13 protein-coding genes are annotated in these 13,954 nt (G+C 67.0%); 5 read left to right on the top strand and 8 right to left on the bottom strand.

Annotated features, from left to right (window positions below; translation table 11 throughout):
* Positions 1 to 90 precede the first annotated feature (90 nt).
* Positions 91 to 1,002 carry a PP2C family protein-serine/threonine phosphatase gene (locus tag AACH00_RS02725; RefSeq protein ID WP_341397402.1) on the bottom strand — a complete coding sequence of 304 codons (912 nt, stop codon included), beginning with the start codon at positions 1,000 to 1,002 and terminating at the stop codon, positions 91 to 93.
* A gap of 34 nt (positions 1,003 to 1,036) precedes the next feature.
* Positions 1,037 to 2,005, bottom strand: a complete 969-nt coding sequence (locus tag AACH00_RS02720) for a serine/threonine protein kinase (RefSeq protein ID WP_341397401.1) — start codon at positions 2,003 to 2,005, stop codon at positions 1,037 to 1,039.
* A gap of 30 nt (positions 2,006 to 2,035) precedes the next feature.
* Between AACH00_RS02720 and AACH00_RS02715 the strand changes: the two genes are divergently transcribed.
* From AACH00_RS02715 to AACH00_RS02700, 4 genes are all read left to right on the top strand, one after another.
* Positions 2,036 to 2,944, top strand: a complete 909-nt coding sequence (locus tag AACH00_RS02715; RefSeq protein ID WP_341397400.1) for a YicC/YloC family endoribonuclease — start codon at positions 2,036 to 2,038, stop codon at positions 2,942 to 2,944.
* Between the two features lie 12 nt (positions 2,945 to 2,956).
* Positions 2,957 to 3,577: a guanylate kinase gene (gene gmk / locus AACH00_RS02710; RefSeq protein WP_341397399.1), complete on the top strand. Its 621-nt coding sequence runs from the start codon at positions 2,957 to 2,959 to the stop codon at positions 3,575 to 3,577.
* 38 nt (positions 3,578 to 3,615) lie between these two features.
* Positions 3,616 to 3,822 (top strand): DNA-directed RNA polymerase subunit omega, encoded by a 207-nt coding sequence (gene rpoZ / locus AACH00_RS02705; protein ID WP_341397398.1) that lies wholly within the window; start codon positions 3,616 to 3,618, stop codon positions 3,820 to 3,822.
* 183 nt (positions 3,823 to 4,005) lie between these two features.
* Positions 4,006 to 6,273 (top strand): RelA/SpoT family protein, encoded by a 2,268-nt coding sequence (locus tag AACH00_RS02700; RefSeq protein WP_341397397.1) that lies wholly within the window; start codon positions 4,006 to 4,008, stop codon positions 6,271 to 6,273.
* On the opposite strand, the gene greB is transcribed toward AACH00_RS02700, so the two are convergent.
* Together greB and AACH00_RS02690 are read right to left on the bottom strand one after the other, a co-directional pair.
* Entirely contained in the window at positions 6,227 to 6,799 is a 573-nt protein-coding gene (greB, locus tag AACH00_RS02695) for a transcription elongation factor GreB (RefSeq protein ID WP_341397396.1), read from the bottom strand. The genes AACH00_RS02700 and greB overlap by 47 nt on opposite strands.
* 10 nt (positions 6,800 to 6,809) lie before the next feature.
* Positions 6,810 to 7,787 carry a helix-turn-helix transcriptional regulator gene (locus AACH00_RS02690; RefSeq protein ID WP_341397395.1) on the bottom strand — a complete coding sequence of 326 codons (978 nt, stop codon included), beginning with the start codon at positions 7,785 to 7,787 and terminating at the stop codon, positions 6,810 to 6,812.
* Positions 7,788 to 7,969: 182 nt separating this feature from the next.
* Between AACH00_RS02690 and AACH00_RS02685 the strand changes: the two genes are divergently transcribed.
* Positions 7,970 to 9,115 (top strand): hypothetical protein, encoded by a 1,146-nt coding sequence (locus tag AACH00_RS02685; protein ID WP_341397394.1) that lies wholly within the window; start codon positions 7,970 to 7,972, stop codon positions 9,113 to 9,115.
* On the opposite strand, the gene AACH00_RS02680 is transcribed toward AACH00_RS02685, so the two are convergent.
* From AACH00_RS02680 to AACH00_RS02665, 4 genes are all read right to left on the bottom strand, one after another.
* On the bottom strand, positions 9,102 to 9,767 hold the full coding sequence (locus AACH00_RS02680; RefSeq protein WP_341397393.1) for a histidine phosphatase family protein: 666 nt from the start codon (positions 9,765 to 9,767) through the stop codon (positions 9,102 to 9,104). The two genes, AACH00_RS02685 and AACH00_RS02680, sit on opposite strands and share 14 nt — an antisense overlap.
* A gap of 64 nt (positions 9,768 to 9,831) precedes the next feature.
* Positions 9,832 to 10,788, bottom strand: a complete 957-nt coding sequence (locus AACH00_RS02675) for an alpha/beta hydrolase (RefSeq protein ID WP_341397392.1) — start codon at positions 10,786 to 10,788, stop codon at positions 9,832 to 9,834.
* Positions 10,789 to 10,970: 182 nt separating this feature from the next.
* A complete protein-coding gene (locus AACH00_RS02670) occupies positions 10,971 to 12,527 on the bottom strand; it encodes a tryptophan halogenase family protein (protein WP_341397391.1) in 1,557 nt (518 codons plus the stop codon).
* Entirely contained in the window at positions 12,524 to 13,798 is a 1,275-nt protein-coding gene (locus AACH00_RS02665) for a glycoside hydrolase family 27 protein (RefSeq protein WP_341397390.1), read from the bottom strand. The genes AACH00_RS02670 and AACH00_RS02665 overlap by 4 nt, the downstream gene beginning before the upstream one ends.
* Positions 13,799 to 13,954 lie beyond the last annotated feature (156 nt).

Genomic DNA, 13,954 nt, shown 5'->3' with positions numbered 1-13,954 from the left:
GCGACCGGTGCCCGGGCAGGCTGTGCGGTACGCGGCAAGGCCGCAGCGCCGGACGACGAAGCCGCCGCACCGCCCACTGCGCCCTCAGGTTCAGGGCCGCTTCTTGGACGAGCGCTGGATCGCCTCGTTGATTTCGCGGATCGATCGCTCGATCTCGGCTTCGTCCAGGTCGCCGGGCATGCCGTCCGCCAGACTGGCCTGGATGGTGGACGCAAACACGTCCTCACCCAGCGTGCGGGTGGAGATGCCCGTGGTGCTGTCGCGGTCTTCAGCGGCTTCCCATTCCACCGCCAGCACCGTGACGTTGTCACCGTGGCTGCCGCCGTTGCGCAGGGCCTGCTCAACCAGCTCGGGCACGGCGTCCGAGATCGGGCGCACGGCCAGCATCTCGATGATTTCGTCGTCCGACACCGTGCTCCACAAACCGTCCGAGCACACCACGATGCGGTCGCCCGATTGCAGCGCGATCGGACCAGCGGCATCGACCACCGGCTTTCCGGGGCTGCCTAGGCAGGTGAACAGCACCGAGCGGTTGAAGCGCGCGTCGATGGGCACCACGTGCGCCAGGGTTTCCTGGAGTTCGGTGTACGAGTGGTCGCGGGTGCGGGCAACCAGCTTGCCACCGCGCACGAGGTACAGGCGGGAATCGCCGCAATGCGCCCAGTAGGCCGTGCGGCCCTGGATGACGCAAGCCACGATGGTGGTGCGCGGCGTATCGACCAGCGATTTTTCCGTGGCGTAGCGCAGCAGCTGATGGTGGCCGGCCAGGATGGCGTCCTGCAAGAAGCGCTGCGGGCTCTTCAGCGCCGGCTTGGCTTCACGCTGGAAGGCCGCGGCCAGGCACTGCAGCGCGAGCTGCGCGGCCACTTCGCCCTCAGGGTGGCCACCCATGCCGTCGGCCAGGGCAAACAGGCCCGAATCCCGCGTGTAGCAATAGCCCATGCGGTCTTCGTTCTTTTCGCGGCCGCCCTTGCGGCTGACTTGGTAGACAGAGAACCTCATGATGTGCGTCGCTGCTGCTGCTTCGGGTCGGCGCTCAGGTGCGCGCCCCGGATTTCAGGTTTTCGATCTGCAACTTCAGGCGTTCAGTGAAGCTGAGGGAGGTGTAGCGGCGCTCGGTTTCACGCGAGAGCTCTTTCTGCAAGGCGAACACCGACTGCGGACGCGACAGCGGATCCAGCGACATGCACCACTCGGTCACCTCGATGAGGTTGTCGGAATAGGTGTTGCGCATGCGCGAGAGCGACAGCGGCAGGCGGTCCTTGTCGATGCGCTGCGGCGCGTCCGTGGGCGGATAGCCCTGCATGCAGGCGTAGATGCATGCGCCGATCGCGTAGATGTCGGTCCACGGCCCGAGCGAGCCGTCGCGGCGGTACATCTCGGGGGCCGCAAAACCCGGCGTGTACATCGGCCGGATGAAGTTGCCTTCCTTGGACAGCACTTCGCGCGCCGCACCGAAGTCGAGCATCACGGCCTTGTTTTCATTCGTGATGAAGATGTTGGCCGGCTTGATGTCGAGGTGCAGCATCTTGTGCTGGTGCACGATGCGCAAGCCGCGCAGGATCTCGTCGAACAGGCTGCGGATGGTGGACTCGCGGAAGACCTTTTCGCGCTTGAGATCGCGGGCCGTGACGATGAAGTCCTGCAGCGTGTCGCCCTGCAGGTAGTTCATCACCATGTAAACAGTTTCATTTTCCCGGAAGAAATTCAGCACCGACACCACACTCGGGTGGGCGATCTGGGCCAGCGAGCGGCCTTCTTCGAAAAAACTTTTCAGCCCGAGCCGGTACAGCGGCTGCTTCTCGGGCTTGACCCGCGGAATCAACTCTCCCGGGGCGCGTTCGGCGAGCGAAGCGGGGAGGTATTCCTTCAGGGCAACCAAGTGTCGGGTTTCGTCTTCAGCGAGGTAAACAACGCCGAATCCGCCGGCTGCCAGCTTCTTGATGATCTGGTAACCACCGACCACGGTGCCCGCGGGCAACGGGGCTGGTTTGGGCTTTGACATAATCGGGTTTTTGCTTCCTGCAAAAGCTTCATGCCAGTTTACAGCATGACCGGGTTCGCCAGCGCCAGCGCTGCCCCGGTCGCCCTCGGTGAAACCGCTCAGCCCGGCCTCACGTTCGAGTTCCGCTCGGTCAACAGCCGGTTCCTTGACATCGCCTTCCGTCTGCCCGACGAACTGCGCCACATGGAGCCCGCCGTGCGCGAGTTGCTGGTGGCCGGCCTGCGGCGCGGCAAAGTGGAGGTGCGCGCCTCGTTCAGCCGTGTGGTGGACGACACCGTGCCCCAGCCGACGTCCGAGCAGCTCAACCGCCTGGCCCGGCTCGAAGCCTCGATCAGCGGCTGGATGCCCAAGGCCCGGCCGCTCTCGGTCAACGAGGTGCTGCACTGGTGCAAGGGTGGCCAGGGCGCCGGCGCCACCAGCATGGACGAGCTGGCCCTGGAAGCCGCCCGCGAAGGCATCAACGGCCTGAAGGAAGCCCGGGCTCGCGAAGGCGACCGTCTGGTGCAGATCCTGATGGAGCGCGTGGTGGGCCTGCGTGCGCTGGCCGGCCAGGCCGCGCCGCTGGTGCCGGCCGTCGTGAAGAAACAGCAGCAGCGCTTCCTGGAACGCTGGAACGACGCGCTGGAGCAAGCCGGCGCAGGCGCCACGGTCTCGGCCGAGGCCGCCCGCGACCGCGCCCTCGGCGAAGCCGCGGCGTTTGCCATCCGCATCGATGTGGCCGAGGAGCTGTCGCGCCTCAGCGCTCACCTCGACGAGATCGAGCGCCTGCTCAAGAGCGGCGGCGAGCTGGGCAAGCGCCTGGATTTCCTGATCCAGGAACTGCACCGCGAAGCCAACACCCTGGGCTCGAAATCGGCAGCCCTGGAGCTGACGGGCATCTCGGTCGACATGAAGGTGTTGATCGAGCAGATGCGCGAGCAAGTGCAGAACCTCGAATAAGGCGAGCTGACGATGGAAACCCCAGGCAATCTGTTCGTGGTGGCCGCGCCGAGCGGCGCGGGCAAGTCCAGCCTCGTGAAGGCGCTGCTGGAGCTCGACTCGCACCTGCGCGTCTCGGTGTCGCACACCACCCGCGCACCCCGCGGGCAGGAGCAAAACGGCCGCGAATACCACTTTGTCGACCGCCCGGCCTTCGACGCGATGGTCGCGGCGAACGAGTTCTTCGAGTGGGCGGAAGTGCATGGCAACCGCTACGGCACCTCCCGCATCGGCATCGAAGCCCGGCTGATGGCCGGTGAAGACGTGGTGCTGGAGATCGACTGGCAAGGCGCACTGCAGATCAAGCAGCTGTTCCCCTACGCCGTGCTGATCTTCATCCTGCCGCCGAGCTGGCAGGAGCTGGAGCAGCGGCTGCGGCGCCGCGGCGAGGACGGCGAAGACGTCATTGCCGTGCGGATGCAGAACGCCCGCGAGGAGGTGGCACAGGCCCGCCACTTCGACTACGTTATAATCAACGGCTTGTTCGAGACGGCGCTGTTTGATCTGAAAACCGTCGTGCACTCGCAGCGGCTCAAGTACGCCGCTCAGCGCCGTGTCAAATCCACGGTCTTCCACGCGTTGGATCTGGCCTGACAGCCCCGTCCACTTCGAACGTTTTAAAGGATAGCCCCATGGCCCGCATCACCGTTGAAGACTGCCTGAACAAGATCCCCAACCGCTTCCAGCTGGTGTTGGCCGCTACCTACCGCGCCCGCATGCTGAGCCAGGGCCACACCCCGAAGGTGGAATCGAAGAACAAGCCGGGCGTGACCGCCCTGCGCGAAATCGCCGCTGGCGAAGTCGGCATCGAAATGCTGCGCAAGGTCCCGACGACCTGATCGCGCACCTGGCCGCAGCACGCTGCGGTCAAGTCACGGCAGCGGGCGCCCATGTGGCGCCCGTTTTCATTGGTGGCCCGCACCCCGGAGTATTTGCAGGGCCATCGGCATCATTGCCCGTTGCCCTTCCACTTCTTCGGCTAAATTCGAGTCATGGGTATTCGATCGTTTGCTGCCGAATTCATGCCTTCTGCGTTGCAGAGTCGGCCCCGTGCGCCCGCTGCGGGCGCCACCCTGAGCAGCCCCGAGGCCACCACATTTGCCGAGTTGGCCGACAAGCTCGGCTATCTGTCGAAGGCCGACCTCAAGACCATCCGCGACGCCTACAAGTTCGCCGATGAGGCCCATCTGGGCCAGTTCCGCGCCAGTGGCGAGCCCTACATCACCCACCCCATCGCCGTCGCGGGCCTGGTGGCTGACTGGCGCCTGGACGCCCAGGCCATCATGGCCGCGCTGATGCACGATGCGATGGAAGACTGCGGCATCACCAAAAGCGAGCTGATCGAGCGCTTCGGCGCCCCGACCGCCGAGCTGGTGGACGGCCTGACCAAGCTCGACAAGCTGCAGTTCTCGACCCGTGAAGAGGGCCAGGCTGAATCGTTCCGCAAGATGCTGCTGGCGATGTCGCGCGATGTGCGCGTCATCCTGGTCAAGCTGGCTGACCGGCTGCACAACATGCGCACGATGAGTGCCATGGCGATGAACAAGCGGGCCCGCATCGCCCGCGAAACCCTCGAAATCTACGCGCCCATCGCCCACCGGCTGGGCCTGAACCAGACCTACCGCGAACTGCAGGAGCTGTCGTTCTCCTACATCCACCCCTGGCGCCATGCCGCGCTGGAGAAGGCCGTGCAACGAGCACGCGGCTACCGCCGGGACATCGTCTCGCGGGTGCAGGAGGACGTGGTCAAGGCCTTTGGCCAGTCGAAGATGAAGGTCGACGTCTCCGGCCGCGAGAAGACGGTCTATTCGATCTACCGGAAGATGCGCGAAAAGCACTCCGGCTTCGCGCAGGTCAACGACATCTTCGGCTTCCGCATCCAGGTCAGCGCCCTGTCGGACTGTTACCTGGCACTGGGCGTGCTGCACCAGCTCTACAAACCGGTGCCGGGCCGCTTCAAGGATTACATCGCCATCCCGAAGCCGAACGGCTACCAGTCGCTGCACACGACGCTGGTGAGCCCGCTGGGCACCTCGGTCGAATTCCAGATCCGCACCGAAGACATGCATGCGGTGGCCGAAGCCGGCATCGCGGCGCACTGGCTCTACAAGGTCGGCGCCAAGGACATGAACCCGAACGAGGTGGCGCAACGGCTGGGGGCCATGTGGCTGAAGTCACTGCTCGACATCCAGGACGAAACCCGCGATGCCAGCGAGTTCCTGGAACACGTCAAGATCGACCTCGTGCCTGACGCGGTGTATGTGTTCACCCCGCGCAGCAAGATCCTGGCCCTGCCCCGGGGCGCCACGCCGGTCGACTTCGCCTACGCCATCCACTCTGACGTCGGCGACCGCTGCGTGGCGGTGAAGATCAACGGCGAGCCCGCCACGCTGCGCGCCACCCTGCGCTCCGGCGATGTGGTGGAGGTGCTGACCTCACCAAACGCCCGACCGAATCCGGCCTGGCTGAACTTCGTTCGCACCGGCCGCGCCCGCTCGAAGATCCGTCATTACCTCAAGAACCTGGAGCTGGAAGAAAGCCAGGCACTGGGCGAAAAGATGCTGCGCCAGGCGCTGCGCGCCGAAGGCATGCGCATGCCTGACCTGACCAACGAAGCGCTGGTTCCGGGCAACCCCTGGACCTCGCTGCTGCGTTGGAGCGGCAACCGCACGCCGGGTGAGCTGCTGATCGACATCGGCCTGGGCAAGAAAATCGCCACCATCGTGGCCAAGCGCATGGCGCAGTCGCTGCGCGAGCAGGGCCAGAAGCCCGATGCCGTGACGCTGAGCATGGGCCGCTACGCCGCGCCCGAAGACACCCCCACGCAAGGTCTGGTGGTGATCGACGGCGCTGAAGGCGCTTCCATCACGCTGGCCACCTGCTGCCGCCCGATCCCTGGCGACGCCATCGTGGGCTACCTGGGCCGCGGCGAAGGTCTGGTGGTGCACACCGGCGAGTGCCCGACCGGCAAGCGCCTCTATGAGCGCGACCGTGAACGCTGGATGCAGGTGGAGTGGTCGGAAGAACCCACGCGGGCCTTCGAGACCGCCATCACCGTGCTGTTGAAGAACGGCAAGGGCGTGCTGGCACAGGTGGCGCAATCAGTGAGCAGCGCCGAGGCCGACATCACCCACATCGACATGGGTGATGACGTGCCGGGCGAAACCGCCGAGCTGAAGCTGCTGGTCAGCGTGCGCGACCGCCTGCACCTCGCGGAGGTGCTGCGCACCCTGAAGCGCAACGTCACCGTGCTTCGGGTGCAGCGGGCGCGGGGTAACGCACCTCGATGACCTCCAGCACCTCGAGGCCGCCGGGGGTCCGCAAGGTCACCTCGTCGCCCTCGCGGGACTTGAGCAGGGCGCGGGCGATCGGCGAGATCCAGCTCACCTCCCCCGCCAGGTGATCCACCTCGTCGATGCCCATGATGGTGATGGTGCGCTCCACGCCTTGCGAGGTGGCGTAGGTCACCGTGGCACCGAAGAAGATCTGGTCGCTGCCGTGGTGCAGTGAAGGATCCGCCACCTCGGCGATGTCCAGCCGCTTGGTGAGGAAGCGGATGCGGCGGTCGATCTCGCGCAAGCGCTTCTTGCCGTAGATGTAGTCGCCGTTTTCCGAGCGGTCGCCGTTCGACGCTGCCCAGTGCACGATCTCGACGATCTTCGGCCGCTCTTCATCAATCAGCTGCAACAGCTCGGCCCGCAGGGCGTGGTAGCCCTTGGGCGTGAGGTAGTTCTTGGTGCCGGCGGGAATGGGCGGCAGGCCACCCTGCTCATCCTCGTCGTCACCATCCGACTCCTTGGTGAAGGCCTTGCTCACGGCGCCAGCCTCACGGGTATTGCCCGGCTGCCTCGCGCAGGCGCTGGGCCACCAGGCGGGCCAGCGCCACCGGCGCCACCACCTTGACCTGGTCGCCGTGGCGCAGGATGTCCATCGCCAGCTCGGTGGCATCGGCAAACGGCAGCTTCATTTCCAGCGAACCGTCAGCCAGCGTCTTGAGCTGCTGGTTGGCATGCCACTCTTCCTGCGCCACCCATTGCGCGGCAGCTGCGGTGAAACGCAGCGTGGCCGTCTGCAGGGCCTTGCCGGTGAAGATGCCGTAGCCGCCATCCAGTTCGGCCTCCACGGTCTTCAGCGCGACGTCCTTGGCGCGTTGCTCCTGCACATGCGCCTCGCGCACGGCGTCGAGGGCGAAGCGGCGCAGGCCCTCGCTGGTGTGACACCAGGCATCGAGGTACCAGGTGTTGCGGTAGTGCACCAGGCGCTGCGGCGACAGCGTGCGCTGCGACTCGGCCTGCCGGGTGCGGGTGAAGTAGACGATGTCCAGGCGACGGCGCTTGAGCAGCGCGCTGCCCACCGCCTCGAACCAGCGACCCGCCACCGGACGACGCGCCGGGCTGCTGATCTTCACGCGGCGCATCAGTTCACGCGATTCGGTCTGGCTGGCCCCGAGCATGCCGTTGAGCTTGTCGAGCAGCGGCTGCAGATGGCGGCCCAGCACACCGCCAGCGTCCAGCCCTTCGATCAGCTGGTGCATGGTCAGCAGCGCGTGGATCTCAGATTCACTGAACCACACACCCGGCAATTCATGCGAGGTGCCACCGCTGCCCGCTTCGCCATCGAAGCGATAGACGTTGTCGAAACGGTCATAGACGATGGGGGCGTCCATGCGCTCGCGCAGGTACTGGAGGTCGCGCTTCAGGGTGGCACGTGACACCTCCAGCTCGTCGAGCAGGGTGTCGAAACTGACACCGCCGCGGCTCTTGATCAGCAACTCGATGCGATAGAAGCGTTCTGTGCGATTCATGGAAAGGGCTCATGAAGTGAGCCAGCAGCATATCGCAAACCCCAGTCAAAAATACTGTGGATCCGTCCAGCAGGCTCACGCCATGAGCCCACCGAGCCAGACACTGAGGTCATCGGATGCGGCATGGGGCCGCCTCCACCAAGGCGGGCCCTCCGCCGACGTTCATTGCTCAGGAGCTCGCCATGGCACAAGCCTCTTTCGCCTTCGATGACGCCGGTGTGGCGGCGTCACCCGTCACCAGCGGCACGCCACAACAAGGCACTGGCCGGCACGGTCGTCACCCACTGGCCGCCACCGCCTGGGCTGCGGCAGACGACAGCGAGCCTGATGAAGCCTGGCAGATCGGCTGGGAACATGCCCGCCACGGCCTGGTGCCGCCGCCAGCGCACCTGCTGCCCGGCCACCCGGTGCGCCAGGGCTGGGACGCCGGCCGACTGTGCTTCAGGCAACGCACCCGCACCGCCAACCACGCCGTGCACGCCTGGCTGAGCCTGCGCCTGTCGACCTGGCAGCAAGGCCGCGCCTTCGAGCCGGTGCAGGTCACGCCGCATTACCTGTCGCAGCTGATGCAAGGCCGCTGCCCGGTGCTGCGCCAGGCCGTGAACGACGGGACGCCCACGGCGGCCGTGGGCGTGGTGGATGCCGTGAACAGCAGCGCCGGTGTGGCGGCCGGCAATCTGGCGATGCTGAGCACCGCCGCCTGGGCTGCGCGCGCCAACCGCCGCTGGGACGAAGCCCGCCTGATGGCCGTGGTGGCCGAGGCGCACCCGGATGGTGAAGCCGAAGGCCTGACCAGCCCGCAATGGGCGCGTCTGGCCGCGCTGCTGTCTTATGTGACGCCGCTGCCGCACGCCGTGGCCGCCAGCATCCCGATGCGGGTGCTGCCCACCAACCGGCTGCGCCTGCTGAACCCGATCCAGGGCCTGCAGGCCTTGATCACGCTGCAACTCACCCACGCCGACTGGAGTGAGCGCGCAGCCCAACTGGCCGCCCTGCTGCCCGAAACCCAGACCGAGCTGCGCAGCGACTTCCATCTGTTTTTCCACAGCCTGCTGCCGCGCGCCTGGGACGGCGGCCGCCCCGCCGATGCCCGCGCATTGCGCGAACGCCTCGAAGACGCGTGGGCGCAACCGCAGGTGATTCGCCGCTGGCAGCGATTCGCCAGCCGGCTGAACGCCGAACAGGCCGAGCAACTGGTGACCCGGGCCGTCAAGCTGGGCCTGGCCGGCAAGGAGAGCATGGTGCAACTGCACGGCGCCGCACAAGCCACCGAAGGCTGGGCGCTGGAAACCGGCGGCTATGGCCGCAGCAGCGTCATGCGTACGTGATGCTGCTGGCCAGCTCCGGCGTGTCGAGATGCGGCAGGTGGTTGAAGCTGAGCAGGTTGAACTGCCGGGGCGTCACGATGAGCTCGCTGACGGCGCTGTTGCGGATGCGCAGGTTCAGCGCCACGATGGCTTCAGGCGCCAGGCCCAGCACCCAGCCCATGGCGGTTGAGATGGGGCCGCCGCTGGACACCAGCAGCACGTCGCCCGGCAGTTGCTGCGCGTGGCTCAGTGCGGCCACGATGCCGGCCTGAAACTCGGTGAACGGCGGCATGCCCGCGGGCTGCACCGATCCGGCCATCCAGGCCAGCAGCCCCTCACGCAGCAAGCGGAAGTGCTGGCGAATGATGTCGGGGCTGTCCGGGCGAGGCAATTCACCCGGGTGCACGGCACGCACCACGGCTTCGCTGTCGTACTCGTTCAGACCCTCGAACACCTGGGACTCGGGCAGGCCGCCCAGGCCGCGCGCAATGCCATCGCGGGTCTGGGCATGGCGCTTCAGGGAGCCGGTCATCACCGCATCAAACCGGTGGCCACGGCGCTTGAAATACTCGCCCAGCAATTCGCTCTGGCGATGCCCCAGCTCGCTCAGCTGGTCGTAATCGGCCGCGCCGAAAGAGGCTTGCCCGTGGCGCACAAGTGTGAGGGTTCCCATGCGCTGGATTGTGGGCGGCGCCGCCCGAATTGGCTGTCTCGGCGGTGACTTTGACGGCACCCGCTCAAGGCCAGCCCACACTGCGCAGGAAGGCGTCCACCGCGGCGGTGTAGGCCCCCGACTCACCGAGATCGGCATTGATGCTGCGGTGCGACAGGTTCTGCGGCAGCACGGTGCTGCGCGCGCCAGCGGCCTTGAGCCGGCCATCGAACGACTGTGCCTGCAGGCAGGATGAGCTGCGTCGGCTGGAGCACACCAGCAACATCGGCGCGGGCACGCCAGTCAGCCGGTGCAGCGGCGAGGCCTGCCGCCAGTACGCCTGGTCGGTGCCAAAGGCTTCGTCATAGAGACGCGCATGGCTGGCCGACATGGTCTCCACCACATCGTGCGTGGCGGTGTCGAGCACCACCGTGCCCAGCCAGGGCCGGGCGCCCTCGGCCTTGGCAACGGCGGGGTCTGCTGAATTGAGTGCCACGAGGTGGGCGCCCGCCGAGTGGCCCATCAACACCACGCGGGCCGGGTCAGCGCCCCAGCTGGCGGCCTGGCGCTGGGTCCAGGCCAGGGCCTTGGCCACCTCGGCGGCCTGGCGCACGGGGTCGGTGGCCGGCAGCATCGGGTAGTTCACCGAGACCAGCACCACGCCCTGCGTCACCCAGTGCGCCACCTTGTTGTCGACCACGGACCCCGCCGCCTTGTCGCCGTGCTTCCAGCCGCCGCCGTGCACCATGAACAGCAGTGGCGCGCCAGCAGCCGGGGTGCCGGCGGGGAAGCTGGCCGGGCGATAGACATCGAGCTTGCGGTCGGGGCCATCGCCCCAGGCCAGGTTCGACAGCCGAGTGACACCGGCCGGCAGGCCGCGCTGAAAGCCGGTGCGCTCAGTGGCTTCACCGGCCATGTCATCGCCCCCCTGCGCCGCGGCCTGGCGCTCAGCGGCGCGGCGCTCCAGTGCGTCTTTCACGGGCCCGGCTTGCGCCGGCCCGGCGTGCAGGCAGGTCAGCGCGACCAGCAGCAGGCTCGCCACCGAAACCACCTTCAACACCCCTCTGCTGCGCGAGCCCGCAGTCGGAGGCAGGAGACCAGGCAAACAAGACAACTGGAACATGGGCGTGCTTCGCTGATGACAGAGGTGCCCGCATTCTGCGGTGCGCCCGCGCTGCCGCACAGACCCCTGAACGCACGTCAACCCAGCCGGCCCGACGCGCGTTAGCCGCCCACTTTGTGGCCGCGCGCCGCACCTGCGGCCGCCCAGTGCGCCACCGTGTCCGCATGCTGCGGCATCGAGGCAACCATCTGGGCGATCGCCTGCTGCAGCCGGGCAAAGTGTTGCCGCAAGGGCGCCTCGGGCACCCGGTGCGCCAGCGGGTCGAACGAGGTCGGCCACACGCCATGGCCCTCGTAGATCGACAACCAGGACGGCTCCAGAAAACCGTCCGGGTCACGCACGCTGACACGCCCTGTGGCGCGGAACAGCTCGATCTGCTCAGCCAGGGCCGGTGGCACCGGCATCGCGGCGCAATAGCGCCAGAACTCGGTGTCGGTACGCTGGGTCAGCTTGTAGTGCAGGATGATGAAGTCGCGCACCGCCTCGAACTGGATGGCCGTCTTGCGGTTGAATTCAGCGGCCAGGGCGGGCTGGCAATCGCGGTCCGGCAGCAGATGGATCAGGCGGCCGACGGCATCGAGGATGAGGTGGATGCTGGTGGATTCCAGCGGCTCCAGAAAACCGGCGGACAAGCCGATGGCCACCACATTGCGCACCCAGCTCTTGCGCCGCATGCCGGTGGTGAAGCGGATGGTGCGGGGCTCCCCGATGGCGGCGCTGTCGAGGCCGTCCAGCAAGGCGGCGGCGGCCGCGTCGTCACTGGTGAAACCGCTGCTGTAGACATGCCCGTTGCCGGTGCGGTGCTGCAAGGGGATGCGCCAGGTCCAGCCCGCCGACTTGGCCGCCGACACGGTGAAGGGCAGCAGCGGCCCCGCACGCTCAGACGGCACTGCCTGCGCGCTGTTGCAGGGCAGCATCGCGCTCCAGTCGTCGAAGCCGGCTTTCATCACGCCCTCGATCAGCAAGGCACGCAGGCCCGAGCAATCGATGAAGAGATCACCTTCCACGCGGCGGCCATCGGCCAGCCGAATTGCCTGCACGAAGCCGGTGGTGCCGTCCACCTCCACATCGACGATCGTGCCCTCCATGCGCTGCGCACCGTGGCGGGTGGCCACGTCACGCAGGTAGGCGGCGTACAGCCCGGCATCGAAATGATAGGCATGGCCATAGGCGTTGCTCGGTGACGGCCGATCGCCCGAGGGCGGCACGAAGCGGTGCTGCCGGGCCATCACGCTGGCCACCGACCATGATTCGAGCGGCGGCATGCCGCCCGCCCGGTGCAGCCGCAGCCACTGGATGTAGGCGGATCGGCCTTCGATCGGCGGGCCGAAATCGCCGAAGCCATGGAAAAACCGGTTGCCCAGGTGGCCCCAGTCCTTGAACTCGATGCCGAGCTTGAAGGTGGCCTTGGTGTGGCTCAGGAAATGCGCCTCGTCCACACCCAGCGCCTGGTTGAACTGACGCAGTGTCGGCAAGGTGGCCTCACCCACCCCGATGGTGCCGATCTGGTCAGATTCGACCAGCACCACCTCGCAGCCCGGCGCACCTGTGGGGCCGCACAAGAGCTGCGCCAGTGGCGCGGCCGTCATCCAGCCTGCCGTGCCGCCCCCGACGATGACGACGCGGCGCAAGGCCCTGGGCGACACGGCCGCCGTCATCGCGGCGCCCGCGCCAAGCGCAGCATCAGCACGTCCTGCGCCGGCAAGTTCACGCTCAGTGGCTGAGCGGTCGTGCCGCGCTGCGCCGGCTGCCACAGGTTCTGCCAGCGGTAGCCCGCACCGGTGAAGTCAGCGCTGCGGCCGCTGACGCTGTCGGTCACGGCCAGCTTGGCCCAGTCCAGGCGCGCCGCGTGGGGCTGCTTGTTGCGGTTGAGCAGCATCACCACCCAGTCGCCATTGGCCATCGGGCGCCACCACTGCTCCACACCGTCTTCCGCCGTGTGGCGCCAGCCCGGCACCCCCAGCGCATCCTGGTTCACGGCGATGACGGGCCGGTGGCCGAGGATGGACAAGGTTTCAGCGTCCATGCGGCGCAGGTCATTGCCGGCGATGAGCGGCGAGGCCAGCATCGCCCAGATCGAGAAGTGCGCGCGCGCCTGGTGGGCCGGCATGCCATTGCCCACCTCCAGCATGTCGGCGTCATTCCAGCGGCCGGGCCCAGCGTACGCGCGCAGATGGGCCTGCATGTCCATGATCTGCAGCACGCCGAAGGCCTTCCAGTCGCCGTGGTCCTCGATGCAGTCGAAGCAGTTGAAGATGTCGCCGGTGGTGCGCCAGCTGTGGCCAACCTTGGACGCCCACTCCCACGGCTTGCTGTTGCCCCATTCGCACAGACTGAACAGGATCGGCCGGCCACTCTGTCGCAACGCCTCGCTCATCGTCAGATACGCGCCCTCGGCTTTCAGGCCGTCGGTGAAGCACCAGTCGTATTTCAGGTAATCCACGCCCCATTCCGCGTAGGTGCGGGCGTCCTGGAACTCATAACCTCGGCTGCCCGGTCGCTCGCCACAGGTCTTCCAGCCCGCGTCGGAGTACAGGCCGAACTTCAAGCCGCGCGCATGCACATAGTCGGCCAGCGCCTTCATGCCGCCGGGGAAGCGCACCGGGTCCGGTCGCATGAACCCCTGCGCATCCCGCGTGCCCTGCCAGCAGTCGTCGATGTTGATGTACTGGTAGCCCGCGTCACGCAGGCCGCTGGACACCATCGCGTCCGCCGTCTCGCGGATGAGCTGCTCGTTCACGTCACACGCGAACTTGTTCCAGCTGTTCCAGCCCATCTGGGGCGTCAGGGCCAGGCCCTCGGCCTTCTGCGCGTGCGCCGGCGCGTGCAGCGCCATGGTCGTCATCAACGCGGCCATCAAGGACAACATCGCCCGGTGCCAGCCAAACCACTCGCGCCCGAGGCGCTGCTTCATCCCGTCAAGACTCACGCTGTCACTCCATGGCGCCAGACCAGAATCCAGCGCAGATCAATTTGTTTAGTAAACGAACAAATTGTGCGTTGAGTGGAATCGCGCCGTCAATCCACGCGGCATCGTCGATTACCCTTGGCTGCAGACGATCGGCCAGGGGCGACCGGTCAATTC

It is taken from the genome of Ideonella margarita (genome assembly GCF_038066635.1).
GTDB classification, from domain to species: Bacteria; Pseudomonadota; Gammaproteobacteria; order Burkholderiales; family Burkholderiaceae_C; genus Ideonella; species Ideonella margarita.
Note: the sequence above shows the minus strand (reverse complement) of the source record. Positions and strands in the feature narration are given on the sequence as shown.